General features: G+C 70.2%; 19 protein-coding genes. 11 read left to right on the top strand and 8 right to left on the bottom strand.

The annotated features are described in order from the left end of the window. Positions 1-106: 106 nt before the first annotated feature. Entirely contained in the window at positions 107-988 is an 882-nt protein-coding gene (locus RGI145_RS08070) for a helix-turn-helix domain-containing protein (RefSeq protein ID WP_027280921.1), read from the top strand. A 38-nt stretch (positions 989-1,026) separates the two neighbouring features. On the opposite strand, the gene RGI145_RS08065 is transcribed toward RGI145_RS08070, so the two are convergent. After that, complete coding sequence (locus RGI145_RS08065) at positions 1,027-3,648, bottom strand: bifunctional acetate--CoA ligase family protein/GNAT family N-acetyltransferase (protein ID WP_075797943.1); 2,622 nt, start codon at positions 3,646-3,648, stop codon at positions 1,027-1,029. A 114-nt stretch (positions 3,649-3,762) separates the two neighbouring features. On the opposite strand from RGI145_RS08065, the gene RGI145_RS08060 reads away from it, so the two are divergent. Together RGI145_RS08060 and RGI145_RS08055 are read left to right on the top strand one after the other, a co-directional pair. Beyond that, complete coding sequence (locus tag RGI145_RS08060; RefSeq protein ID WP_075797942.1) at positions 3,763-4,740, top strand: alpha/beta hydrolase; 978 nt, start codon at positions 3,763-3,765, stop codon at positions 4,738-4,740. 550 nt (positions 4,741-5,290) lie between these two features. After that, positions 5,291-7,276, top strand: coding sequence for an alkyl/aryl-sulfatase (locus RGI145_RS08055; RefSeq protein WP_208863948.1), 1,986 nt, complete (start codon positions 5,291-5,293; stop codon positions 7,274-7,276). Between the two features lie 69 nt (positions 7,277-7,345). On the opposite strand, the gene RGI145_RS08050 is transcribed toward RGI145_RS08055, so the two are convergent. Further along, on the bottom strand, positions 7,346-8,515 hold the full coding sequence (locus RGI145_RS08050) for an amidohydrolase (RefSeq protein ID WP_075797940.1): 1,170 nt from the start codon (positions 8,513-8,515) through the stop codon (positions 7,346-7,348). Positions 8,516-8,544: 29 nt separating this feature from the next. Between RGI145_RS08050 and RGI145_RS08045 the strand changes: the two genes are divergently transcribed. The 3 genes from RGI145_RS08045 to RGI145_RS08035 all read left to right on the top strand — a co-directional run bounded on the left by RGI145_RS08045 (position 8,545) and on the right by RGI145_RS08035 (position 14,800). Further along, on the top strand, positions 8,545-10,464 hold the full coding sequence (locus tag RGI145_RS08045; protein ID WP_075797939.1) for an autotransporter assembly complex protein TamA: 1,920 nt from the start codon (positions 8,545-8,547) through the stop codon (positions 10,462-10,464). Further along, positions 10,464-14,507, top strand: coding sequence for a translocation/assembly module TamB domain-containing protein (locus RGI145_RS08040; protein ID WP_075797938.1), 4,044 nt, complete (start codon positions 10,464-10,466; stop codon positions 14,505-14,507). The genes RGI145_RS08045 and RGI145_RS08040 overlap by 1 nt, the downstream gene beginning before the upstream one ends. Before the next feature lie 104 nt (positions 14,508-14,611). Continuing rightward, the gene (locus RGI145_RS08035) at positions 14,612-14,800 is read left to right on the top strand and encodes a hypothetical protein (protein ID WP_027280915.1); all 189 of its coding nucleotides are present in this window, start codon (positions 14,612-14,614) and stop codon (positions 14,798-14,800) included. Between the two features lie 110 nt (positions 14,801-14,910). Here RGI145_RS08035 and RGI145_RS08030 read toward each other — a convergent pair whose 3' ends face one another. Further along, the gene (locus tag RGI145_RS08030; RefSeq protein ID WP_075797937.1) at positions 14,911-16,302 is read right to left on the bottom strand and encodes a dipeptidase; all 1,392 of its coding nucleotides are present in this window, start codon (positions 16,300-16,302) and stop codon (positions 14,911-14,913) included. Between the two features lie 269 nt (positions 16,303-16,571). On the opposite strand from RGI145_RS08030, the gene RGI145_RS08025 reads away from it, so the two are divergent. Beyond that, the gene (locus RGI145_RS08025) at positions 16,572-17,396 is read left to right on the top strand and encodes a prephenate dehydrogenase/arogenate dehydrogenase family protein (RefSeq protein WP_075797936.1); all 825 of its coding nucleotides are present in this window, start codon (positions 16,572-16,574) and stop codon (positions 17,394-17,396) included. 6 nt (positions 17,397-17,402) lie between these two features. Here RGI145_RS08025 and RGI145_RS08020 read toward each other — a convergent pair whose 3' ends face one another. Together RGI145_RS08020 and RGI145_RS08015 are read right to left on the bottom strand one after the other, a co-directional pair. Beyond that, complete coding sequence (locus tag RGI145_RS08020; protein ID WP_027280912.1) at positions 17,403-17,861, bottom strand: GlcG/HbpS family heme-binding protein; 459 nt, start codon at positions 17,859-17,861, stop codon at positions 17,403-17,405. Positions 17,862-17,954: 93 nt separating this feature from the next. Next, positions 17,955-18,185, bottom strand: coding sequence for a hypothetical protein (locus RGI145_RS08015; RefSeq protein ID WP_027280911.1), 231 nt, complete (start codon positions 18,183-18,185; stop codon positions 17,955-17,957). Between the two features lie 178 nt (positions 18,186-18,363). Here RGI145_RS08015 and RGI145_RS08010 point away from each other — a divergent pair, with 178 nt between their 5' ends. Continuing rightward, entirely contained in the window at positions 18,364-19,332 is a 969-nt protein-coding gene (locus tag RGI145_RS08010) for an aldo/keto reductase (protein WP_075797935.1), read from the top strand. Between the two features lie 84 nt (positions 19,333-19,416). Here RGI145_RS08010 and RGI145_RS08005 read toward each other — a convergent pair whose 3' ends face one another. Both RGI145_RS08005 and RGI145_RS08000 read right to left on the bottom strand, forming a co-directional pair. Continuing rightward, the gene (locus RGI145_RS08005) at positions 19,417-19,989 is read right to left on the bottom strand and encodes a DedA family protein (protein WP_075797934.1); all 573 of its coding nucleotides are present in this window, start codon (positions 19,987-19,989) and stop codon (positions 19,417-19,419) included. 174 nt (positions 19,990-20,163) lie between these two features. Beyond that, positions 20,164-20,505 (bottom strand): DUF2934 domain-containing protein, encoded by a 342-nt coding sequence (locus RGI145_RS08000; protein ID WP_075797933.1) that lies wholly within the window; start codon positions 20,503-20,505, stop codon positions 20,164-20,166. A 915-nt stretch (positions 20,506-21,420) separates the two neighbouring features. Between RGI145_RS08000 and RGI145_RS07995 the strand changes: the two genes are divergently transcribed. Further along, a complete protein-coding gene (locus tag RGI145_RS07995; RefSeq protein WP_075797932.1) occupies positions 21,421-22,653 on the top strand; it encodes a hypothetical protein in 1,233 nt (410 codons plus the stop codon). A gap of 122 nt (positions 22,654-22,775) precedes the next feature. Here RGI145_RS07995 and RGI145_RS07990 read toward each other — a convergent pair whose 3' ends face one another. Then, positions 22,776-23,339, bottom strand: a complete 564-nt coding sequence (locus RGI145_RS07990) for a recombinase family protein (protein ID WP_237183244.1) — start codon at positions 23,337-23,339, stop codon at positions 22,776-22,778. Positions 23,340-23,615: 276 nt separating this feature from the next. On the opposite strand from RGI145_RS07990, the gene RGI145_RS07985 reads away from it, so the two are divergent. Then, positions 23,616-23,810 (top strand): hypothetical protein, encoded by a 195-nt coding sequence (locus RGI145_RS07985; RefSeq protein ID WP_156878475.1) that lies wholly within the window; start codon positions 23,616-23,618, stop codon positions 23,808-23,810. Next, positions 23,810-24,109 carry a hypothetical protein gene (locus tag RGI145_RS07980; RefSeq protein ID WP_075797929.1) on the top strand — a complete coding sequence of 100 codons (300 nt, stop codon included), beginning with the start codon at positions 23,810-23,812 and terminating at the stop codon, positions 24,107-24,109. Before RGI145_RS07985 ends, RGI145_RS07980 begins: the two co-directional genes overlap by 1 nt. The last annotated feature ends 47 nt before the right edge of the window (positions 24,110-24,156 follow it).

Raw genomic sequence — 24,156 nt, 5'->3', positions numbered from 1 at the left:
CCTGTTGATACGCTTCCTGTGCCGCCGCATTTTGCGAGAAATGCTTCGGTTCGGTTATGGGGCTCGACCGACCGGAGGCCAACACGCTTAAAACACGAGGGGTTGCATGCGGTTTGCCGATATCGGGCAGCAATTACGCGCCTACAGGCTCGAATCGGGTCTCCGGGCCGAGGAGATCGCGGCGCGCCTGGGCGTGTCCCGTGCAGCGCTCTATCGCTATGAGAAAGGCGAGGTCATCAAGCTGGACACGATCCGGCGCCTCGCGGAGCTGCTGAAGATCTCGCCACTGTCCCTGCTGGGAATCGGTGTCGAATATTTCTCCCGACCACTCGCGCTCACGGAGCGCCTGCGCCAGATCGAGGAGCAGGCCGACCAGTTGCTGCAGGTGGGCGGGGCGCTCTGCGTGCAGGTGTCCTCGGACGCGCTGGAGGGGGCGCTGGCCGAGGCCCTGGCGGAGATCGCCGATGCCTCGCCGGAGCGGATGCAGGCGCGCACCACGGCGGAACAGGCGCTGAGCCAGCTCGCCACGCGCAAGCGCCTCTATGCCCAGCGCCGGCCCTCGATCATCGCCATGCTGGGCGAAGGCGCCCTGCGCCGGCTGCTGGAGGATGGCGTGGCCGGCGCCATGCCGCTGTCCGACCGCGTCCGGAACCGCTGCCGCGCGGCGGCGCGCGCCGAGGTGGAGCGCATCGCGGAGCTGATGGAGAGCGAGCCGATGGGCCTGCAGCTCGGCCTGCTGCCCGGTGGCGATCCGGCCGGCACCTTCGTGGTCTTCCGGGACCGCGAGCGCGCGCATCTTTGCGCCAACCCCTTCGCGCCCGATGTCTCGCCCTTCAATGCCGTCGGCGTCGGCATGATCACCGGGGCGGACGAGGCGGTGTCCATCCATCAGCGCGTGGCGGAATCGGTGTGGCGCGACGCGCTCAAGGGCGCCAGCGCGGCATCCCGCGTGCGGGAGCTGATCCAGAGCCACTCGCGCAACGACTGAAACTCGCGGGGGCGGCGCCGTGCCAGCCCCCGCACTCCTCAGAGATCGAGGCTCGCCTCCAGGACATCGTCCTCCAGCCGGTGCAGGTGGAAGCCGAGCTTGGCCACGAAGGCCTGCATCGGCGTGTTGTCCGCCAGAACCTGGCCCACCACGCGGCGGATGCCGGTTTCCTGGCCCCAGTCCAGCACACGCCGCATCAGGTGGCGGCCCAGCCCCTTGCCCTTCCAGCGCGGCAGCACCACGACGGCGAACTCGGCGCCGTTGCCCTGACCCTCCCGCGTCAGCCGCGAGACGCCGACGATCCGGTCCACCCCGTCCTCGCCCGTCTCGATGGCGACGAAGGCCATCTCGCGGTCGTAGTCGATCTGCGTCATGCGGGCGATCTGGGCGCGCGGCAGCTCGCGCATGGAGCCGAAGAAGCGCCAGCGGATGTCGTCCGGGTCCATGTTGCGGAAGGCCTCCGCATGGGCAGCCGCATCCTCGGGGCGGATCGGGCGTACCATCAGCCGGCGGCCGTCCGGTGCTGTCCAGGCTTCCGCCAGCTCGGCCGGATAGGGCGGGATGGCCAGCATCGCGGCCTCGCCCTCCGCGCGCAGGCGCAGGTCGGCATCCACCGCGATCACGCCCATGGCCGAGGCGATCAGCGGGTTGATGGTGGCTTCCTTGATCTCGGGGAAGTCCACCACCAGGGCCGAGAGCCGCACCAGCGCGTCGGACACCGCCTCGACCTTCACGGCCTCCTGGTCCCGCCAGCCATGCAGGCGGCGCGAGATCCGCGTGCGGCCGATCAGCGCCGTGGCCAGGACGCGGTTCAGCGGCGGCAGGTCCACCGCCTCGTCGGCCTGCAGGTCGGCGGTGGTGCCGCCGGCGCCGAAGCCGATCCAGGGACCGAACATCACCTCGTCGCCCAGGCGCAGGCGCAGCTCCGCGCCCGGCTGCGCCTGCCGCTCCACCAGCAGCCCGTCGATGCGGCAATCCGGCCGTTCCTGCGCCGCGCGCGTCAGCATGGCGAGGCCCGCGGCGCGCACGCTCTTCACGTCGCGCAGCCCGACCGCGACGCCGCCGATCTCCGTCTTGCGCGGCAGTTCGGCGCTCAGCAGCTTCAGCACCACCGGGAAGCCGAGTTCCATGGCCGCCTTGCCCGCCTCGGCCGGGCCGGCGACCACGCGGCGCGCGATGGTCGGCACGCCATAGGCGTCGAAGACGCTCAGCGCCTCGGCCTCGTTCAGCGCCAGCCTGCCCCGGGCGCGCACCGTGTCCAGCAGCCGGCGCACCGCCGCGCGGTCGGGTGCGAAGTCGGGCACGTCGCGCGGCGGCAGCTCCGCCGCGGCATCGCGGTTGCGCCGGTCCTGCGCCAGATGCAGCGCGCCCCGCACCGCCCGCTCCGGGGTGGGGAAGACGGCGATGCCGGACCTGGCGAGGAAGGAGCGCTGCGGGCTGCCAGTCGCCTGCCCGAGCCAGCCCACCAGGATGGGCGCGCCCCGGATGCCGCTGAGCCCGGCCATGGCGGCGGCCACGGCGTCGCTGTCCTCTTCCGGGTTCGGCGAATGGATCGCCACCACCGAGCCCACTTCCGGCAGCGCGGCGATCATCGCCGCCACCTCCGCCAGCCGGTGGCCCTCGCCATGCGGCAGGACCAGCGGGTTGCCGCCATGCCAGCGCGGCGGCAGGGACAGATGGAGCATCGGCCAGGCAGCCTCGGGGATCTCCGCGAGCCGGCCGCCGCGGCGCAGGGCGGAATCCGTGGCCATCTGGCCCGTGGCGAGGCCGTTGGACACCACGGCGATCCGGTCCGCTTCCGCCCCGCTGCGCAGCGAGGAGACCCGGACGCGCGACAGCGTCTCGGCGGCGGCGAGGAGCTCCGCCAGGTCCGCCACGCGCAGCACTCCGGCGCGGCGCAGCGCCGCCTCCATCACCGCATCCGCCCCGCCCAGCGCCTCCCGCGCGGCGCTGCCGGGGCGGATCGCCACCACGGGACGGGTGCGCGCCGTGGCGCGGGCGGCGGAGATGAACTGCCGCCGGTTCTTGATCCGCCGCAGGTCCAGCAGCACGGCATTGGTGGCCGCGTCGCGCGCCAGCCAGTCCAGCGCGCCGGCGAAGCCGTAATCCGCATTGCCGCCGATGCCCGCGATCAGGCTGAAGCCGAAGCCCTGCGCCTCGGCATAGTCCAGGATCGCCCGGGCCAGGGCCGAGGACTGGCAGAGCAGCGCCAGCTTCCCTGGCCGGGGCACGAGATGCGACAGCGTGGCGTTCAGGCCCAGCGGCGGCACCGCCAGCCCGAAGGAGCGCTGCCCCAGCGCCCGCACGCCGCTGCCGCGCGCGAGGGCGGCGAGATCGGGGGAGGCGACCGGCACCACCGCCGCGTGGCAGCCCCGCGCGGCCAGGGCTGCGAAGGCGGCGGGCTGCGCCTCCGGCGGCAGGGAGATCACGGCGAGATCCGGCGCTTCTTCCAGGGCATCGAGGCTCGGCGCTTCGTCCAGCCCGTCCCAGTGGAAGCCGATCGTGTGCAGCACGCCCTTGAACTGCCCGGCCACCAGGTTGCGCGCCAGGATGGCGGTTTCCGGCAGGGCGGGATCGCCCAGGAAGGCCACGCGCCTGGGCGCGAAGAGCGAGGCGGCCCGGAAACCGGGCCGGAGGCTGGGGGAATGGAAAGGGGTCATCGCCGCCTCAGGGTGGTGATTTCCAGGCGATGCGGCAATCTTGCTTTCGGGCTTCCGCGTCAATGCCCAATGGCAATGCCCATCGGCGGGAGCACGAGAGGAGAGGCCGTGCCGATGCCGCAGGATTCGCGCTGGGACCCGGAGATGCTGCGCTTCACCCGCGCGATGGAGGCCGCCGCCCTGCCCGATCCGATCCCGGACATCATCCGGGACACGGCACGCCACCTCGCCGCCGGGCGGGCGCGCACCGAGGCGCTGAACCTGCCGCTCGCGGCCGGGGGCCATGCCATGGCGGAAAGCCGCGACCTCCGGCTGGAACTGCCCGGCGGAACGCTGTCCTGCCGCCTGCACCGCCCGCATGTGGAGGGCGGGCATGGGGGTGTCCTGCCGGTGATGGTGAACCTGCATGGCGGCGGCTGGGTCTGGAACAGCGTCGATACGCATGACCGCCTGTTCCGCGCCTATGCCCATGCCGCCGGCTGCGCCGTACTGGCGCCGGACTATTCCCTGTCGCCCGAAGCCGCTTTTCCCGTCGCGCTGGAACAGGTGGCCGGGGTGGTGCGCCATGTGGCAGCCCAGGGTGCCTCGCTGGGGCTGGACCCGGCGCGGATCGTGCTGGGCGGCGATTCGGCCGGGGCCAACCTGGCCCTCGGGGCCGCGCTGCTGCTGCGGGAGACCGATCCGGGGCTGGCGCTGCGCGGGCTGCTGCTCGCCTATGGCTGCTACGATGCCCGTTGCGACACGGAGAGCCAGCGCGAATTCGCCGAGGGGTTCGGCCTGACGCGGGACAGGATGGCGCTGTTCTGGCGTCTCTACGCGCCGGAGGAGGAGGCGCGGATGAGCCCCCTCGCCTCGCCGCTCCTCGCCGATCTTCGCGGCCTGCCTCCGGCCCTGTTGCAGGTCGCGGAGCTGGATGTGCTGCGCGACGACAGCCTCGCCATGGCCGGGCGGATGCGGGAAGCCGGGGTCGAGGTGCTGTCGCGCCTGTTCCCCGGCACGGTGCACGGCTTCCTGCGTGCCCAGGGCCGGGTCGGCGCCGCCGGCGAGGCGGTGGAGGAAGCCGGGCGCTGGCTGCGGGAAAGGCTGGCCTGACGATCGACGGAGCGCGAAGAGCGCGGCGAGGCCAGGGAAGATCCCGCACAGGCCCTGCCATATCGGCTGGCGGCGCGGCGGTGTTCCTCGGGCCGTTGATGGGGTACCCGATGCCGCACAAGCCCGACCAGGAGCATGGCGTGGGAAACTCGATGACCGTCGCGCCCCGGGCAGCAGGCTGGCCCATGCCATAAGGGTTTGGGAAAGAAGTTCTTCCGTCCGGTGGAAATGCTCCGACGACGCTGGCCTCTCCGCCTGGGATCAGCGCGGCATCACATCTGCGCGTGGCCGGGAAGCCTCCTCCCCGCACGAGGCCCGTCCATAAGCCCCGGGTTTTGCGGGCTCTTTTCCGGATCGGGTTATTTGACGGTTCTGTACTGCCGGCCGGGGAGCCCCTGCCCGAAGCTTGTGCCGGGAGATGGATCGGGCACAGGATCGGATTGTTGCGTTTCCGGGATCTTTGCCTGCTGAACAAAGCCAAAATCGCGCACCCGCCTGTAACGGGCGAAAAAAGATCCCCGGCCTATCACCAGTGCTCGGAGGAAATGCGGTGTCGAGAAGATATCTGTTCGCGGGCCTGTCCGCTGTCGCCTTGGCGGCAGCGGGCGCTCTTCTCCCGGCTCTGGCTCAGGATCGGGATGTCCGAAACAACGCGACCGAAGCCACCAAGCAGGCCAATGCGGCGCTCCTGCGCGAATTGCCCTTCCAGGATACAACAGATTTCCAGAATGCCCATCGCGGCTTCATCGCCGCACTGCCCGGCGAGGTCATCAAGGGCCAGGGCGGAAACGTCATCTGGAATCCCGGCAAATACGCCTTCATCAAGGAAGGCGTCGCGGCACCGGACACCGTGAATCCCAGCCTGTGGCGCAATGCGCAGCTGATCAATATTTCCGGCCTCTTCGAAGTCGCCAGCGGCATCTACCAGATCCGCAATCTCGATCTGTCGAACATGACGATCATCGAGGGCGCCGAGGGGATCACCGTGATCGACCCGCTCGTCTCCGAGGAGACGGCGAAGGCCGGGATGGACCTGTATTTCAAGAACCGGGGCCAGAAGCCGGTCAAGGCGGTGATCTATACCCATAGCCACGTCGATCACTATGGCGGCGTCAGGGGGGTCGTTTCCGAGCAGGATGTCAGCGCCGGGAAAGTGAAGGTCTACGCTCCCGAAGGCTTCCTCGAAGCCGCGGTCGCCGAGAATGTCATGGCCGGCAACGCGATGAGCAGGCGTGCCAGCTACATGTATGGCAATCTCCTGCCGGCGGATCCCAAGGGCCAGGTCGGCGCCGGCCTCGGGACGACGACCTCCGCCGGCACGGTGACGCTGATCCCGCCGACCAACACCATTACCAGGACCGGCCAGAAAGAGGTGATCGACGGCCTGACCTATGAGTTCCTGATGGCGCCGGGTTCCGAAGCGCCTTCCGAGATGTTGTGGTTCATCGAAGAGAAGAAGGCGATGGAGGCGGCCGAGGACGCGACCCATACGCTTCACAACACCTACTCGCTGCGCGGCGCCAAGATCCGCGAACCGCTGCCCTGGTCCAAATACCTCAATCAGGCGCTCACCATGTGGGGCGACAAGGCCGAAGTGCTGTTTGCCCAGCATCACTGGCCGACCTGGGGCAACGGCAACATCAAGGAACTTCTTGAGAAGCAGCGTGATCTCTACCGCTACATCAATGACGAGACGCTGCGGATGGTCAATCACGGCATGACCATGCGGGAGATCGCGGAGAGCTTCAAGCTGCCCGACAGCCTGGGCCATTTCTGGGCCAATCGTGGCTACTACGGATCGATCTACCACGACGTCGCCGCGACTTATGTGCTTTACCTCGGCTGGTTCGACGGCAATCCGGCGACCCTGCACGAACTTCCTCCGGTGGAGGCGAGCAAGAAGTATGTCGAGTTCATGGGCGGCGCCGATGCTCTGCTCGAAAAAGCCAGGAAGTCCTACGCGGCCGGCGATTATCGCTGGGTCGCCCAGGTGGTGCATCACGCCGTGTTCGCGGACCCCAAGAACCAGGCGGCCAAGGATCTCGAAGCGGATGCGCTGGAGCAGCTCGGCTACCAGTCCGAGGCCGGTCCGTGGCGCAACTTCTACCTGACCGGGGCGCAGGAACTCCGCAAGGGCGTGGCCGAATTGCCGACCCCGAACACGGCCAGCCCCGACACGATCCGCGCGATGAATCTCAATCTGTTCTTCGATTATCTCGGTGTCCGCCTGAATGCCGAGAAGGCGGCAAACAAGCAGGCGAAACTCAATTTCGACTTTTCCGATACGAACGAGAAGTATTTCGTGCAGCTCGAAAATGGTGTGCTCAATCACACGGAAGGCAGGAATGTCGATGGGGCCGATGCCTCGCTGACCCTCAGCCGCGGCACGTTGAACGATATCATCCTGCAGAAAGTCTCGCTGGACGACGCGCTCCAGTCCGGTGGCGTGAAGCTTTCCGGAAACCGGGCGAAGCTGAACGACCTCGTCTCCAGCCTCGATTCGTTTCCGTTCTGGTTCAATATCGTGACGCCATAGGGGAAAACCCGGCCAAGCCCGCCAGATGACGGGCTTGGCCGCCCCGATCGAGTATCCCGCCCCGCCGGATCAGCCGCCGGAAGAGCCATCCCTGGCCGACAGCGCCCGCTTCGCCGTCTCGGCGAGGTAGCCGCTGGCCACCGGCAGCACGCGGTCGTCGAAATCGTAGTGCGGGTTGTGCAGCTCCCGGCCGCCCTCGGCGGGGCCGTTGCCGATCCAGACGAAGGCGCCCGGCACCTTCTGCAGGAAGGCGCTGAAATCCTCCCCCGTCATGGCGGGACCCACGTCCCGGCGCAGCGGCGCCACGGCGGCGGCGGCCTCGGCGGCCAGCTCGCGCTCCGCCGGATGGTTGATCGTGGCATCGACGCCGGACAGCACCCGCACCTCCGCCCGCACGCCGAAGCTCGCCTCCAGCCCGGCGGCGATGGCCTGCAGCCGTTCGATCATCAGCGCGCCGACCTCGTCGTCGATGAAGCGGATCGTGCCGTTCAGCACGACCTCGGCCGCGATCTGGTTCATGGCCTCGCCGCCGTGGATCGTGGTCAGGCTGCACACCGCCGTCTTCATCGGGTCCACCGAGCGGGCCACGATGGACTGCACGGCGGTGATGGCGTGTCCGGCGGCGAGGATCGGGTCGCGCGTCAGATGCGGCAGGGCGGCATGCCCGGCATGGCCCCGGATGACGATTTCGAAACGCCGCCCGGCCGCCATGACCGCGCCGTCATGGACGGCGATGGTGCCCACCGGCAGGCCCGGCCAGTTGTGCCAGCCGAAGATCCGGTCCATGGGGAAACGCTCGAAGAGACCGTCCGCCACCATGGAGCGGGCACCACCCCCGCCTTCCTCGGCGGGCTGGAAGACCAGATGGACCGTGCCCGACCAGCTCTTGTCCTCCAGCAGCAGAGCCGCCGCCCCGAGCAGGGCCACGGTGTGACCGTCATGGCCGCAGGCATGCATCACGCCCGGCCGTGTGGAGGCCCAGGGAAGGTCCGTCGCGGCCTCCTGGATCGGCAGCGCGTCCATGTCGGCGCGCAGGCCGACCGAGCGGTTGCCGCCACCGCGCCGCAGGGTGGCGACCAGCCCGTGGCCGCCGATGCCCTCGGCGATCTCGGTCACGCCAAGCTCGCGCAGACGTGCGGCCACATACGTCGCCGTAGGGCCTTCATCCAGGGTAGGGGCAGGGTTGGCGTGCAGATGGCGGCGCCAACCGGTCAGGGTCTCAAAGAGTTCCGGGTTCATAGTTTTGGGGGATAGCCCGTTCATTGCCGATGCTCCATCGCCTTCCGGCATTGCTTGCCTCTTTCACCCTCGTGGCCGCGATGCCGGCGGAGATCTCGCTGGCCCAGGGCGGCGATCCGTCATCCACCGCGCCAGCCCCGCCGTCCGCCGAGGCCGGGCCGGGGAGCCAGGACGCGGACGAGGTCACGGTCCCCTATGAGACCGAGTTCCGCCCGAGCGGGGATTCCGCGGTCGATTCCGCGATCTCCAGCATCTCCGCGCTGAAGCGCCTGCAGAGCCTGGCGCCCACCTCGGCCGAGGGGCTGGTCGCCCGCGCGATCCAGGAACAGGGGCTGGTCACGCGCGCGCTGCGGGCGGAAGGCTTCTATGCCGGGCGCCCGGAGGTGCTGATCGACGGCCAGCCGCCGGAGACGCCGCAGCTCGCCGCGCGCCTCGCCGGCCGGAAGGAGCCGGTGAAGGTGACCGTCGGCGCCGCTCCGGGGGAACGGTTCCGGATCGGCGTGCTCCGTGTCACGCCGGCGGAGCCCGGCCGCGACCTGGGCCGTGCCGGCGAGGTCACGGGTCTCGCCAAGGGCGATCCCGCCCGGGCCGAGGATGTGATCGCCGCGGGCGACCGGCTGGTCACCGCGCTGCGCGACACGGGCTATCCCTTCGCCTCGATTCCCCGGCGCGAGGTGACGGTCGATTTCGACACGCATCTGATGGACGTGGTCTATCACCTCCAGTCCGGTCCGCAGGCGCGCTTCGCCACGCCGGATGTGGAAGGCGCCACCCGCGTCAGCCCACGCATGCTGAACGCCGTGGCCAGCCAGCTCACGGACAAGGAGTACAACCCGCAGACCCTGGCCCGGGTCAGGCGGGACCTCGTGGACCTCGGCGTCTTCGGCATGGTGCGGGCGCAGGAAGGCACGGCGCTGGACGGCAGCGGCCGCCTGCCGGTCACCTTCCTGGTTTCCGAGCGGCCGCGCCGCGCCCTGGGCGTCACCGGTGCCTACGAGACCCGGAACGGCCCGACCGCAACGGTGTTCTGGGAGCATCGCAACCTGTTCGGCGCCGCCGAGCGGCTGCGGCTGGAGGGCTCGATCGGCCGGACCTCGCAGAGCAGTTCGGGCAACAGCTTCAACGCCCGGGTGGGCGCCAATCTCCGCTCGCCCTGGATCTTCGGGCGCAACATGACGCTGGTGATCGACACGGCCGCGATCCGCGAGCGGCTGCTCGCCTATGACCGCGACGCCATCACCGGCGCGGTGTCGATCGAGACCAAGCCCGATCCGCGCCTGACCCTGTCGGGCGGCGTGATCGGCGAGTTCGGCAGGACGAAGGAGTATGGCGCGAGCAAGCGCGACTACCAGCTCGTCGGCCTGCTCGGCACCGCCTTCTGGGACGATACGGACAGCCTGCTCGACCCTTCGCGCGGCGTGCGGCTGAACGGGCTGGTTTCGCCGATCTATGCCATCAATGGCGGGCAGACCTTCGTGCGGATGCGCGGCACCGGCACCGCCTATCACGACTTCACCAGCGACAAGGGCACGATCCTGGCAGGGCGAATCTCCGTCGGTAGCATCCTCGGCACCTCCTCCTATTTCGACGTGCCGCCGCATATGCGCTTCTACGCGGGCGGCGGCGGCTCGGTGCGTGGCTATGACTTCCAGCGCATCGGCCCGCGCCGCAGCAACGACACGCCGACCGGCGGCCTTTCTGTGGTCGAGGCCAATCTGGAGGTGCGGCAGCGCATCTCGGGCGCCTGGGGCATGGCCGCCTTTGTCGATGGCGGCAGCGTGCAGGAGGACAGCGCGCCCGGCTTCAGCAACCTTGCCTTCGGCGCCGGCCTCGGCGTGCGCTATGCCACCGCCATCGGCCCGATCCGTGCCGACGTGGCCGTTCCGCTGAAGAAGCTGCCGGGCGATTCCGGCTATGGTCTCTATATCGGCATCGGGCAGGCCTTCTGATGCGGCGCGCGCTGAAATGGGCCGGCATCCTGCTGCTGGTCCTGATCCTCCTCCCCGTCGTCGTGGTCGGCGGCGTGCTGGTCTTCGCCAATACCTCCCCCGGGCAGGCGACGATCGCCCGGCTGGCGGGGCAGTACGTGCCAGGCCTGACCATCGAGGGGCTGCATGGCGGGCTGCCCTTCGGGCCGCGCATCGACCGGGTCACCATGGCCGATGCCAAGGGCACCTACCTGACCGTCGAGGATGCCGTGCTGGACGTGGATCTCGGCGCCCTGCTGCGCCGGGAGGTGCGCATCCGCCGCCTCTATGCGGGCCGCCTGGATTTCGAGCGCCTGCCGGAAAGCACCGCCCCGGCGCCGGAGCCGCAGCCCAGCGAGGGCGGCAGCCTGATCCCGTCCCTGCCCCAGCTCCCGGTCGGGCTGGCGCTGGAGGCGCTGGAGGTGAAGCGGCTGGAGATCGGCCAGGCGGTGGCCGGGATGCCGGCGGCGCTGAACCTGCAGGCGGGCGGGCGGCTGGGCGATGACGGCGCCTTCCTGGGCGTGAAGGCCCGGCGGCTGGACATGCCCGGCGCGCTGGATGCCGATGTCGCCCTGGCCCCCGGGCAGCGGGTGAAGCTGAACGTCAGCTATGACGAGCCCGCGGGCGGCATGGTGGCCGGGCTGCTCGGCCTGCCCCCTGCCCCCGGCAGCGCCCGGATCACCCTGGACGGCCCGGCCGAAGGCGCCGCCCTGACGCTCCGCGCCGCCATCGGCGACGCGCTGAAGGCGCAGGCGGATGGCACGCTGGCGCTGCCGGCCACGGGCGGGCTCGGCCTCGTGGCCAAGGGCAATGTCCAGGCCCCCGGCCTGCTGCCGGCCCCCGTGACCGGCGGCGACTTCGCCGTGGACCTGCGCCCGGAGGGCTCCGGCCTGCGGCTGAACAGCTTCCTCGTTTCCGCCGCGCCCGGCCGGGTGGAAGGCAGCGGCTATGTCGGCGACAACAGCGACCTGACCCTCAAGGCGGCGCTCGGCAATTCCGAGGCGCTGGGCAGCCTGCTGCCGCAGGGGCTGGGCTGGAACGGCATCGAGCTGAACGCCCATGTCACCGGCTCCACCAGCGCCCCGGCCATCGAGGCCCAGGGCGTGGTGCGCCAGCCGCGCATCCCGCAGGCGCCGCCGACCCTGGTGGGCGATGCCATCCGGATGGACCTCAAGGGCGATGGCGAGCGCATCGAGCGCCTGACCGTGGCGGGCGCCGGGCTGAACCTGGAGGCCTCGGGGCGTTACCGCGACGCGCTCGACCTCGCGGTGAAGGCACGCATGGGCGATGCGAAGGCGCTGGGCGAGCTGCTGCCGGCCGGCATCGGCTGGGGCGCGCTGGAACTGGACGGCACCGTCACCGGCACGCAGCAGGACCCGGCGGTGGATGCGAAGCTGGTGATGCGCGACCCGCGCCTGCCGGAACCGGCCCCGGGCCTGCTCGGCAAGGAGCCCGTGCTGACCCTGCGCGGCGACCTGAAGCGGATCGAGCATCTGGAGCTGACCGGCGCGGGGCTGAGCGCCACCGCCTCCGGCTCCTACCAGGACCCGCTGGACCTGACGGCGCAGATCCGCCTCGCCAATGCCGAGGCCACGGGGCAGCCGGTGCGCGGGCGGATGCAGGCGGATCTGCATGTCGGCGGCACCCTCGCCGCCCCCACCGTGCAGGCGAAGGTGAACAGCCCCGAGCTGATCGCGCAGGGCCACAAGCTGGAGAACCTCCAGCTCGACGCCGATCTCGCCCGGCTTTCCCCTCCGACCGGTTCCGCGAAGCTGAGCGGCCGGCTGGATGGGCAGCCGCTGAGCCTCGATGCGGCCTCCGAGCTGAACGAGCAGGTCCTGCGCATCGAGCGCCTGGCCGCGGCGCTCGGCCCGCTGCGGCTGAACGGCGGCGGCAGCTTCGACATCGCGAAGCTGCTTTTCGACGGGCAGGTGAAGCTGGAGGCCCGCGACCTCGCGCCGCTCTCCGGCATCGCCGGCATGCCGCTCGCGGGCGGGCTGAACCTGGAAGCCAGGGGCGCCCCGGACAGCCGGGGGGTGCAGACGGTGAATGCCGACCTGCGCCTGAACCGGCTGACCGCGGCGGGCACACCGGTCGATGGCACGGTGAGGGCCGAGGGCGCGCTCGACGCGCTGAACCTCCAGGCGCAGATCGCCGCCATGGACGCCCGGCTCAATGCCCGGGCGAGGATCGATGCGGTGAGCGCCGACCGCACGGTAAACCTCGCCGCGCTGGACGTGACGCGGGGACAGCTCGGCCTCCGCCTCACCGCCCCCGCCACGGTGACGCTGCGGCAGGATGGCGGCATCCGCATCGGCGACATGGCGCTGGCCGCCCGGCCGGGCGGCACGCTGCGCCTGGGCGGGCAATGGGGGCCGCAGCAGGCGGACCTGCGCGCCACCATCGCCAACCTGCCGGTGGCCATGGCCAATCTCTTCGTGCCCGATCCACGTCTCGCCGGCACGGTGAATGCCGATATCCGCGTCACCGGCGCCACCGCCGCGCCGAACATCGATGGCGAGGTGCGGGCCACGGGCCTGCGGGCGGATGCGCCCTATGCCGCCGGCCTGCCGCCCGCCAACCTGACCGTGAACGCCAAGATGCGCGGCCAGGCGATCGAGGCGGTGGCCAATCTGGTCGCCGGCAGCGCCGCCCGGATGACGCTGGAGGCGCGGCTGCCGCAGGGCGCGACCGGGAATGCGCCGGTCCAGGCCAGCCTGCGCGGCAACGCCAATCTCGGCACGATCGCGGCGCCGCTGCTGGCGGCGGGCGCCAACCGGGCGACGGGGCAGCTCACCATCGATGCCCGCGCCGCCGGCACCGTCTCCGCCCCGCAGCTCAGCGGCGGCGCGACGCTGAGCAATGGCAGCTTCCGCAACCTCGAATACGGGGCGGCGCTGCGCAACATCGCGGCGCGCATCACGGCGCAGGGCGACCGCATCGTGCTGGAAAGCCTGACCGCCAACGGCACCAAGGGCACGTTGAGCGCCCGGGGCGAGGCGCGGCCCTTCGCGCAGGGTCAGCCGCTGCGCATCACCCTGACCAGCCAGGGACTGCAGCCGGTGACGAGCGACCTGTTCACGGGGCTGTTCAACACCGACCTGCTGCTGGATGGCGGGCTCGCCTCCGGGCTGCGCGCCTCGGGGCGTATCGAGATCCCCGAGGCCACGCTCGGCATCCCCACCGGCCTGCCCGGTAGCGTGGCGGACCTGGGCAATGTGCGGGAGGTCGGGCGCGGCGCCCCGGCGCCCCGGCGCGGCCGGAATGCATCCGCCGCGACACAGGCCGCCGCGAGCCAGCCCGATCCGCAGGCGGCGCCGATCGCGCTCGACATCAACGTGGTGATCCCCGGCCGCTTCTATGTGCGCGGCCGCGGGCTGGATGCGGAAATGGAGGGCAACCTCAAGGTCGGCGGCACCGCCTCGGCGCCGAACATCACCGGCTCGCTCGACATGGTGCGCGGCACCTTCACGCTGATCGACCGGCGGCTGAGCTTCTCGCGCGGCAGCCTCGCCTTCAGCGGCGGGGTGATGCCGGACCTGGACTTCCTGGCCTCCACCACGGTCCAGTCCACCACCATCAATGTCGCGATCTCGGGCAAGCCGACCGAGCCGAAGGTGGAGTTCACCTCCTCCCCGGAACTGCCGCAGGACGAGGTGCTGGCGCGGCTGCTCTTCGCGCGCTCGACCAGCGAACTCTCGCCCTTCCAGATCGCCCAGATCGCCCAGGCCCTGGCCGGCGCGACCGGGGCGCTGGGCAGCGATTCCGACGGCGGCTTCTTCGGCCGCATCGCAAAGCGGCTGGGGCTCGACCGGCTGGGCGTGGATTCCACCTCCTCCGGCGAGCTCGGCGTCAAGGCGGGCGGCTATCTGGCGGACGGCGTCTATGTGAACGTCGATCCGGGAGCGACGACGGGCCAGCCGCGCGTCGGGGTGGAGATCGAGCTGACCCCGCGCCTGAAGCTCAAGAGCAGCTCCGGCACGGATGGGCAGAGCGCCGGGCTGTCCTACGAATACGAGTACTGAGCGGCGCGGGAGGGGGCCGGGCGGGCAGCCGTCCGGCCCCCTTTGCCGTTTTCCGCCCGGTGGAATAGCTTGTGTTCACACAGTGTTCAGGGGATGTGAGCCCGATGCGTGCCTTCGAGGGCCAGTTCAGCGACAACAAGCCGATCCAGCGGAACCGCGAGGAGAAGCGTCGCCTCCTGCGCGAGCTGGAGGAGACCCTGGCGGGGATGAAGGCGCATGCCTCGCCCAGCCTGCGCGAGAGCCTGCGCAGCCGCATCCAGGCGCTCAAGGCGGAACTGGCGCCGCGCGGCTGATCCGCGCGCCGGGGGCGCCACCCCGCACGGGATGGCGCCTCCATCTTGCGGGAGCGCGATGACCGGAAGGGAACCTGTCCCTTCCGGCGGTCTCCTCCCGGCCTGTGCCTTCACCCCGCCAGCTTGCCGAGCAGCCGGGCCTGGGCGCGGGCCCCGCGGGTCAGGCAGCGCCATTCGAACTTCTCGTTCGGGCTGTGCACCTGATCGTCATCCAGGCCGAAGCCCATCAGCAGCGAGTCCAGGCCCAGGATACGCCTGAAGCTCTCCACCACGGGGATGGAGCCGCCGCATCCGATCATGGCCGGCGCCTTGCCGAATTCCTCGGTCAGGATCTCCTTGGCGGCGGCGACGAAGCGGTTCTCCACCGGCACCACCACGGGCGCGGCGAGGCCGAAGACCTGGACCTCGGCGGTGCAATCCTTCGGCAGCCGCGACTGCACGAATTCCTTGATGCCTGCCACGACCTTCGCCGGGTCCTGGCTGCCGACGAGGCGGCAGGAGAGCTTGGCATGCGCCTCGGCCGCGATCACCGTCTTGGAGCCGTCGCCCGTATAGCCGCCCCAGATGCCGTTCAGGTCGCAGGTCGGCCGCGCCCAGAGACGCTCCAGCGCGCCGAGGCCGCGCTCGCCCGCCGGCACGGAAAGCCCGACATCGCCGAGGAAGCGCGCCTCGTCGAAGCCCAGCTCGGCCCATTGCGTCGCCTGGGCGTTGGAGACCGGCTCCACCCCGTCATAGAAGCCGGGGATCTGCACCCGCCCGTCCTCGTCCTGCAACTCGCCGAGGATGCGGGTCAGCAGGTTGATCGGGTTGCGCGCGGAACCACCATACATGCCGGAATGCAGGTCGCGCGAGGCGGCGCGCAGGTCGATCTGCACATAGGCCATGCCGCGCAGCCGGGTGGAGATGGCGGGGGTGTCGAAGTCCCACTGGTTGGTGTCGCTGACCACCACGACATCCGCGACCTTCAGCTCCCCGGCGTTCTCCTTCAGGAAGGCGTCGAGGCTGGGCGATCCGACCTCTTCCTCGCCCTCGATCAGCGCCGTGACCTTCACCGGGATGCCACCGCCGACCTCGTGCCAGGCGCGCAGCGCGGCGAGCCAGGTCATCACCTGTCCCTTGTCGTCCACCGCGCCGCGCGCGACGACGCGGTCGCCATGCGGGCCGGGCATCACCGTCGGCTCGAAGGGCGGACTGGTCCAGAGCTCGAAGGGCTCGGCCGGCTGCACGTCGTAATGGCCGTAATAGAGCAGGTGCGGCGCGGCCCCGTCCGCTGGCCCCGGATGGTGCGCCACCACCACGGGATGGCCCGCCGTGTCGCGCACCCGCGCCTCGAAGCCGATGGCGCTCAGCTCGGCAGCCAGGAACTCGGCGGTGCGGCGGCAATCGGCCGCATGGGCGGGCTGGGCGCTGACGCTGGGGATGCGGAGGAGTTCGAAATACCGCTGGCGGAGCTGCGCCTCCTGCTCGTCCAGGTGTCGCAGCACGGTCTCGGTCCGACTCATCGCATCTCTCCTCGCGGGGGGCCGCAGGTTCCGCCCGGGCGCGGCGTCCCGCAAGGGTGGTATCCGCGGGAAAGGGCCGGCATTGACGCGAGGCGGCTCCGTGTCATCATGCAGCGCATGATCCAGGCCCAGCCCGTCCGGCGAAGCTATTACCCGCGCCCCCACATGGCGCGGCAAGGATCAGTCATTCCCGATTGAGACGAGGCCGCCGGAAGGCGGCACACTCGTTCCTGCGTCCCTCCGGCGGCTCCTTCCGGAGCGCCGATATCATGACCACCTTCCCCGCCCCTGCGGATGAACCGTCCCGTCCCGGCCTCGGCCTGATCGGCGCGGGCGCCTTCGGCGGCTTCTGCCTGCCGCATCTGCGCCCCTTCTTCCGTATCCACCTCGCCGATCCGCGGCCCGACCTGGGGGAGATCGCCGCCCGCCACGGGGTTCGCGCCGCCAGCCTGGCGGAGGCCGCGGCGCAGCCTTTCGTGCTGCTCGCCGTGCCGGTGGCTCAGATCGCGGCGACGGGCGCCGCCATCGCCCCGCATCTGCGCCCCGGCACGCTGGTGGTGGATACCTGTTCCCTGAAGCTGGAACCGCTGCGCCTGCTGCGGGCGGTGCTGCCCGCTTCGGTGGAACTGGTGGGAACCCATCCGCTCTTCGGGCCGAACAGCGGGCGCCATGGGATCGCCGGGCTGCGGGTCACTGTCTGCCCGGGGCGCGGGGGCCGGCACAGGCTGGTGGAGCGGTTCCTGGAACGCGCGCTCGGCCTGACGGTGATCCGCTCCACCGCCGAGGCGCATGACCGGGAGATGGCGCAAGTCCAGGGGTTGACCCATCTGGTCGCCCGGCTCGTGGACAGCCTCGACCTGCCGCGCCCCAGACAGACCACGCCGAGCTTCGAGCAACTGATGCGGGCGGTGGAGGCGGTGCGCGACGATTCCGAGGCGCTGTTCCGGACAATCACCCAGGAGAACCCCTTCGTCGCGCCGCTGACGGAACGCTTCTTCGCCACGGCGCGCGAGATGCAGGCGCGGATGTCGCCCGGTTCCTCCGCCGGTTGCCTCCCCGGCACGGCCGGGGAAGCGGTCGGGGATGCCGCCTGAAGGCGCTCAGTCCCCCGTGTCGGGCACCAGGCCGGCAGCCTTGATCCCGGCGACGGCGGCGGCCTCGTCCTTTTCCGACAGGTCGCCAGACACGCCGACGGCGCCCAGGACCTTGCCGGCGGAATCCCGCAGCAGCACGCCGCCGGGCACCGGCACGGCGGAGCCGCCGGTGAGGTCGGACAGGGCGTTCATGAAGGCCGGCATGTTCTGGGCGCGGCGCGCCAGCTCGCGGCCGCCGAAGCCGAGCGCCAGGGCCGCATTAGCCTTGCCCTGGGCGATGCCGGGGCGGAGCAGGCTGCAACCATCCTCCCGTAACATGCCCTTGAGCTGTGCCGCCTGGTCCAGCACCACGACGGTCAGGGGCGCGAGACCGAGGCGGCGGCCTTCCGCCAGAGTCTCGCGCAGGATCGTCTGCGTGGCTTCCAGCGTGACGCCGTGATCGAAGCCGGTCGGGGGATTGGCCATGGTCGAGCCTCCGGAAATGCGATTCCGCAGAACAACCACGACCGGCCGCCCGCAGCCAGCCCCCGGGGCATCCGAATCCGCGTGGTCGCGCGCTCAGGGCGCCGGTTCGGGGCGTTCCATGCTGTAGGGCAGCGGCGTCCAGCTCTCGCCGTCGAAGCTCCAGGAACGTCCGTCGGTGGTGTCGATCAGGAAGGCCGCCACGCCCCCCTTCGGCAGCCCGCTGCAGACGATCTGGAAGCGGCCCACCGGCCCGGTCGCCGATTGCGCCACCGCCGCCAGATCGGCCTCGGCCGGGAAAGGCACCGGGTCCGTGACGTCGCTCATGCTTTTCTCCTCCGTGTGGTGTCCCGTTGCCGGGCGGACATGCCACCCGGTCAACGCCGGAACTCCGGGCGGGCTGCCTGCCCCGTCTCTATCGCCCGGCATTCCGGAGACGGCTTATGCCGCGCCCGGCTTTGCGGCAGACCGATGCGATGCGACAGCAGCGAAGGGGACTCGCTCCATGAAGTACAGACAGCTCGGCCGCAGCGGCCTCACCGTCTCGGCGGTCTGCCTGGGCGGCAATTCCTGGGGCGCGGCCGGACGGCGGGCCTGGGGCGCCTTCGACGAGGAAGGCTCGAAGCCCTTCTTCCGGACCGCGCTCGATGCCGGGATCAACTTCTTCGACACGGCCGATGTCTATAACCTCGGCGAGAGCGAACGGATCATCGGGGCCACCCTGCTGCGCTTCGCGAAGCGCGAGGAGGTGGTGGTTTCCACCAAGATCGGCAGCCCGATGAGCGACCGGCCCAACGGCTCGGGCGTGGGGCGCAAGCATCTGCGGGAGGCCATCGACGCTTCGCTGAAGCGGCTCGGCACGGATTACGTGGACCTGCTGGAGATCCACCGGCTGGACGCCGTCACCCCGATCGAGGAGGTGATGGAGGCGCTGAACGACATGGTCCGCGCCGGCAAGGTCCTCTACATCGGCGGCTCCACCATGCCGGCCTGGCGCTTCGCCCAGATGTGCGCCGTGGCGCAGTACCGCGGCTGGGCGAAGCCGGTGGCGATGCAGAACCTCTACAACCTCGTGCAGCGGGAGGAGGAGCGGGAGATGATCCCCCTCTGCCTGGAGCAGGGCGTCGGGCTGGTCCCCTACTCGCCCCTGGCGCGCGGCTTCCTGGGCGGCAACCGCAGCCGCGCGGGGGCGGAAAGCCAGCGCGCGAAGACGGACAAGCTGGCGGATGGCCTCTACCGGGAAAGCGACTTCGCCGTGCTGGACGCGGTGATGGCCATCGCGGCGGCGCGCGGGGTGAAGCCGATGCAGGTCTCGCTCGCCTGGCTGCTGAGCCGGCCGATGATGGCCGCGCCGATCTTCGGCGTTTCCGACCCGGCGCAGATCGCCGATGCGGCGGCGGCGACCGAGATCATGCTCACTCCGGAGGAGATCGCCTCCCTGGAGGCACCCTACGAGCCACGCGCCTCCGCCTGAACGCGGAACGGGGCGCCTTCCGGGAGGAAGGCGCCCCGTCTCGGGCCATATGGGTTCGGGCGATGCCGTGGAGCGGAAGGGCGGCTACTCGGCCGCGACCAGCGCGCGGTTGCGGCGCTGGCGCTGGCGGATCAGCTTCACCGCCAGGAAGATGATGGCCCCGAAGCCGATCGCCCCGAGGGCATAGAAGGTGTTCTTCTCGCCCAGCCAGGCCACGGCAAACCAGCCCGCGCCCACGAAGGCGGCGGCCCAGATCCCGGCGGCCACGAAGTTCAGGGTCATGAAGCGCAGCCGCGGCATCCCCGCCACGCCGCAGGCGGCGGCGGCGACGTTGCGGATGCCATAGGCGAAGCGGAAGGTCAGGACGAACAGGGCGCCATAGCGTTCCAGGATGCCCATCGCCTGGGTCAGGCGGCGCTCGGCCCCGGGGATCTTGCGCACGGCCTTGGCGCCATAGCGCTGCCCCAGCGTGAACCAGAGCTGGTCGCCGAGGAAGGAGCCACCCCAGACCGAGAGCATCAGGATCCAGGGATCGATCAGCCCGGTTGCCCGTCCGGCTGCGGAGGCAAGGAGCACGAAGGTCTCGCCTTCGAAGAAAGCCCAACAGGCCGCCGCCACATATGCAAGCGCGCCCCAGTCCGCCCAGAAATCAGCCACCAGATGCGCTCCCGACACCTCTGTTGAAGGTAAAATGCCCGACCCCAAGAAATTGTGAAACAGCTTTCTGTGGCGTCGTCGCGGTTTTCGAGATGCCGAGGCTGCGCCCGCGCGGCACCCATGTCCCTTTCGGCCTGGACATGGCTGCGTCCCGGAACAGCCCGGCATCCACCGTCATGCTTTGGCCTTGGGCTTCTTGGGGGGCTTGTCGGCCTTCGGCGCCTTCTCGGCCTTTGGCGCGGCCTTCCTGGTTTCCGGTTTCACCTCGGCGGCGGCCGTACCGATCACCTTCGGCTTCCGGGCCTTGGCGGCGACGGCCTTGGCTTCCTCCTCGGCCTTGGCCGCGGCGGCCGCCTGCATCTCCAGCGGCTCGCCCCCGGAAGCCTGTCCGGACAGCAGCCGGCTCGCCTGTTCCCAGTGCGCGCCCGCCATGCCTTCCGGGGAGCCGGCGTCCTTCCACAGGAAATAGGCGAGTTCGCGGATGCGTGCTTCGTCGTCGGGTGCGTTTCCGGCCATACGACCTCCTCTTCTCGAATCAGGTCCTGGCCTCGCGGTCAGGCCCCCGGTCGTGGTCACAATGAAATCTGGCGATCATCCAGGCCAGTTGAAGGGCCTCGGGAATCGGGAGACGCCACATTCACAATCGCGATGGACCCTGCGACTTGCGAGGCACACAACCGCAGGGATGTTTTGGCCAGAGAATCTCATGAAAGAAAAAGAATTCGATCAAAATTGAGATTTCTCAACCATGGGTTGCTGGATTCAACCGGTCACCTGCGGCATTTTCCCATTGCTGCGGGCGCGGTACCAATCACTACCAACCCCCGATCTGGTTCCGAGAGCCCCCCTCCTTTGGCCCGCAGCCTTTTTCCCCCTTCCCGGTGACAAACGATCTGGTTCGGCCTTCGGGACGCCTGCGCGACGGGCGGATCGCCGTGGACGAAGCCCGGCCTGGTCGGATGTGGCGTGGGGATGGTCCGGAATCGTGGCCCCACATCAGGGGCGCTGTATCTTCCGGTCGAGGAAAGCAGATGGCGGAGGGGATGGGACACTCCGCACATTTTCCGATTCTACACGGAAAATCAAAGGTTTATCGGCAGCGCCGAGCCGTTGCGGACACTATACGGCTTACAATCCGGACGCAAGCCCCGGATCCGAGGGCGCCATGCGGCGCGCGCGGGCTTCCCTCACCCTCACCCGAGATCACGCGGTCAAACGGCGCCCTTCGGAGAGCGGCGGGCCTACCTCTGGCCCAGCCTCACGACGCCGTGCACAAGACCCTTGACCCTGGCAGGGATCGCACCGCCTCATAAAAGAGCCGGGCATCATCGGGCCTGCCAGCCCTCCGCCCGGCATTTTGTCATCGAACGGAATCAGCATGCGCTCGTCACGCGCCGACCTCAAGGATTCCGCCGCTTTCTCGGGCAGTAGGTGACGCCCGGGCGGCCCGAACGGACCCTTTCGGACCGCCAGCCCTTCACACCCCAAGCTGTCAACAGGTTTGCCGCCGACGACACCGATGCGCTGACCTTCCCCGGGGCAGGACGGAAGCGCGACATCGCGCTCTCGCGGGCCGCGCGTGACCGGCGCCAGGAAGCAGAGGAAACCGCGCGTGACCTGCTCCGGGGCGGCCTGTGCGACGACGAGGTGTATGCGGCCCTCGATGGCGACACGATGCTCGACCTCGCCACCTGCGGCGCCCTGCGCGACTACCTCGGACGGCAGCGGCGCCGGTGGCACGGCTTCGCCGACGAGGCGCATGCGCTGAAGACAAAATGGGGCAGGGAATACGCGGCCTTCTGTGGCGCCAAAGGAATCACCCGGGCGATCCAGGTGGTCGTCAGGGCGCCGGTGTCTGTCGTCCGCCTGACGGAGCTTCGCGAGGTTCACGCCCGTGACAGCAAGCGGCTCGGCGAACGCCTGCGATACGGATGCAAACGGTTCGCGCCCGGCCTCGCCTGCGACCTGGTTTGCTCCGAAGTCCGCGTGATCGCCCAGCACGGCGCGGAAGTTGACATGCACTTCCATCTTGCCACCCGCGGCAGCATCGAGGACTTTCACGAGATGCGTGCCTACTTCCGCACCTCGGGCTGGTCGTGGTGGGACTCCCTGACCGGCGGATCGGAGGAGGCGGAACGCTACCCCGGCGCCCTGGCCCAATACGAGAGCAAGTCCCTTGCGGAGACCATCCGGCAGGCCAATGAGGACGGATTGGCGTTCTCGCCCGAGAACCTTGTCGAGTTCCACCGTCAGACGCGGCACCTCGCCATGACCCGCGCCGTCGGCGCGTTCCGCCGGTGGAAAGGCGAGCTTGATCGGGACGGCCTGGCCGTCATCGAGGAAGCCGACGGGCACGTCACCATCCGGCCGCGCCGCCGGTTGCCAGCCATCGCCCGCCTGCGCGAGCGCCTGTTCACGACCACCGGCGCCCGGCTCCTGCGGCTCGTTCTGCATGATTTCGGTGACGGCACGATGCGCCCGGCGATGCGGGTCCGGGGACGGGAAGGCATTGCCTTCGGGGAAATCGCCGAAACCTACCAGGTCGCCGAAGCTGTCGCCGCCGCGCGGCGCGCACTCCTTTCTACTGAGGCGACCACGGCTATCCCGGAATCCGCGCCAGCCAACCCGCATGGCAACCGCCCATCCTCCATGGCGGCCGCCTGAGCCAGTCGGCGGCGGGGAAGGAGACCCGGAGATACCCTGGTAATGTCCGCCACCCCCTCCACCGGCACTGAAATCCGCGACAAGGAAAACGAGTCCCGGCAGGCTCGGGGGAAGCGTGTGCGTCAGGCGGCCGGGGGCGAGGCGACCGGCGCCGGATGTCTCGCCAGGGCGCGATAGAGCGTGGCCTCCGATACGCGGAGGAACCGGGCGACGGAGCGCGCCGTCTGCCCGGCGGCCAGCCTCACCCGGGCGTCGGCAACATGCTCCGCCTTCAGCGTCGGGCGTCGTCCGCAATGCACGCCGGAGCGGCGGGCCGCGGCCATCCCGGCACGCACCCGGTCCTTGATCGTCTCCCGCTCGAACTCGGCCAGCACGCTCAGCAAACCGTAGAGCAGGCGCCCGCCCACCGTGGACGTGTCCACGCCATCGGACAGGCTCCGTATGCCGATGCCGCGGGCGCGAAGCTGTTCAGCCAGGTCGGCCAAATTGAGAACGGAACGTCCAAGCCTGTCCAAACGCCAGGTCACGATGGTGTCGCCCGGGCTCGCCGCCGCCAGCAACGCGGAGAGGCCCGGTCGGTCCGCCCGGGCGCCGCTCACCACGTCGGTAAACAGGTTCTCCTCGGTGACCCCCGCGGCCCGGAGCGCATCCACTTGAAGGGCGAGATCCTGATCGCCGGTGCTCACGCGCCCATACCCGAGAAGCCGCCCCATTTGTCCGCTCCGAAATCGAGACCAACCTTTTGCGAGTCTGACAGGCGCGGATTCCCTGGATCAAGAAAGTCGGCAAATCGCCCGACGAAAGGAAATCCTTTTGCGCGGCATCCTTATCTTGCTCGCGCCGTCGTTGTCCCTTGCATCGGCTGGCCGGACCGTAGGTTATCCACCAACGGAAAGGTCCGACCTTCCATGCGTATCTTCACTCACGAACACATCCGCCTCCGCGCCGAGACCGGGCATGTCATGTCTGTTGACATTGCGCCCATGGGCCGCACCGGCTGGCGCGCCGAACTTCGCCTCCTCTCCCATAGCGGCGAGCGTTGGCTGCCGGTCGGCTGCTTCCGGGGGCGTCACCTGGACGACCTCCGCGTCCGCTCCGTGGACCTGGCTGCGGACATCCTCGCCGCGGCGGCCTGCCCGGCGGGAGGGATGGCCTGATGGTCGGCGAACGCATCGACGGCGTCCGGGTGCGCTGGCCCCATTGGTTCAGCGGCCCAAAGCCCTCCAGCCTCTCCCGGACCTGCTCCGGCGCCGTGGAGCACATCGCCCGCGGCTGGATCCTGATCCGGCGCCCCCGCGCGACCGCGCCGGTCCTCAAGCGCCTTGCCCCGGGGCCGGTCCGCTCCGGCAGGCTGTCGGCCACCCTCCCGGACGGCACCGACGTCCTGATACGGTGGCTCGCCGAGGACGACGCCGACCGCATGGCAGAGGCGCTGCGCCGCCACGCCGACCGCTGACCGGACCGTCAGGCTGCCGGTCCCACGACCGGCAGCGCCTTCAGTTG

It is taken from the genome of Roseomonas gilardii, assembly GCF_001941945.1.
In the GTDB taxonomy this organism is placed as follows: Bacteria; Pseudomonadota; Alphaproteobacteria; order Acetobacterales; family Acetobacteraceae; genus Roseomonas.
Note: the sequence above shows the minus strand (reverse complement) of the source record. Positions and strands in the feature narration are given on the sequence as shown.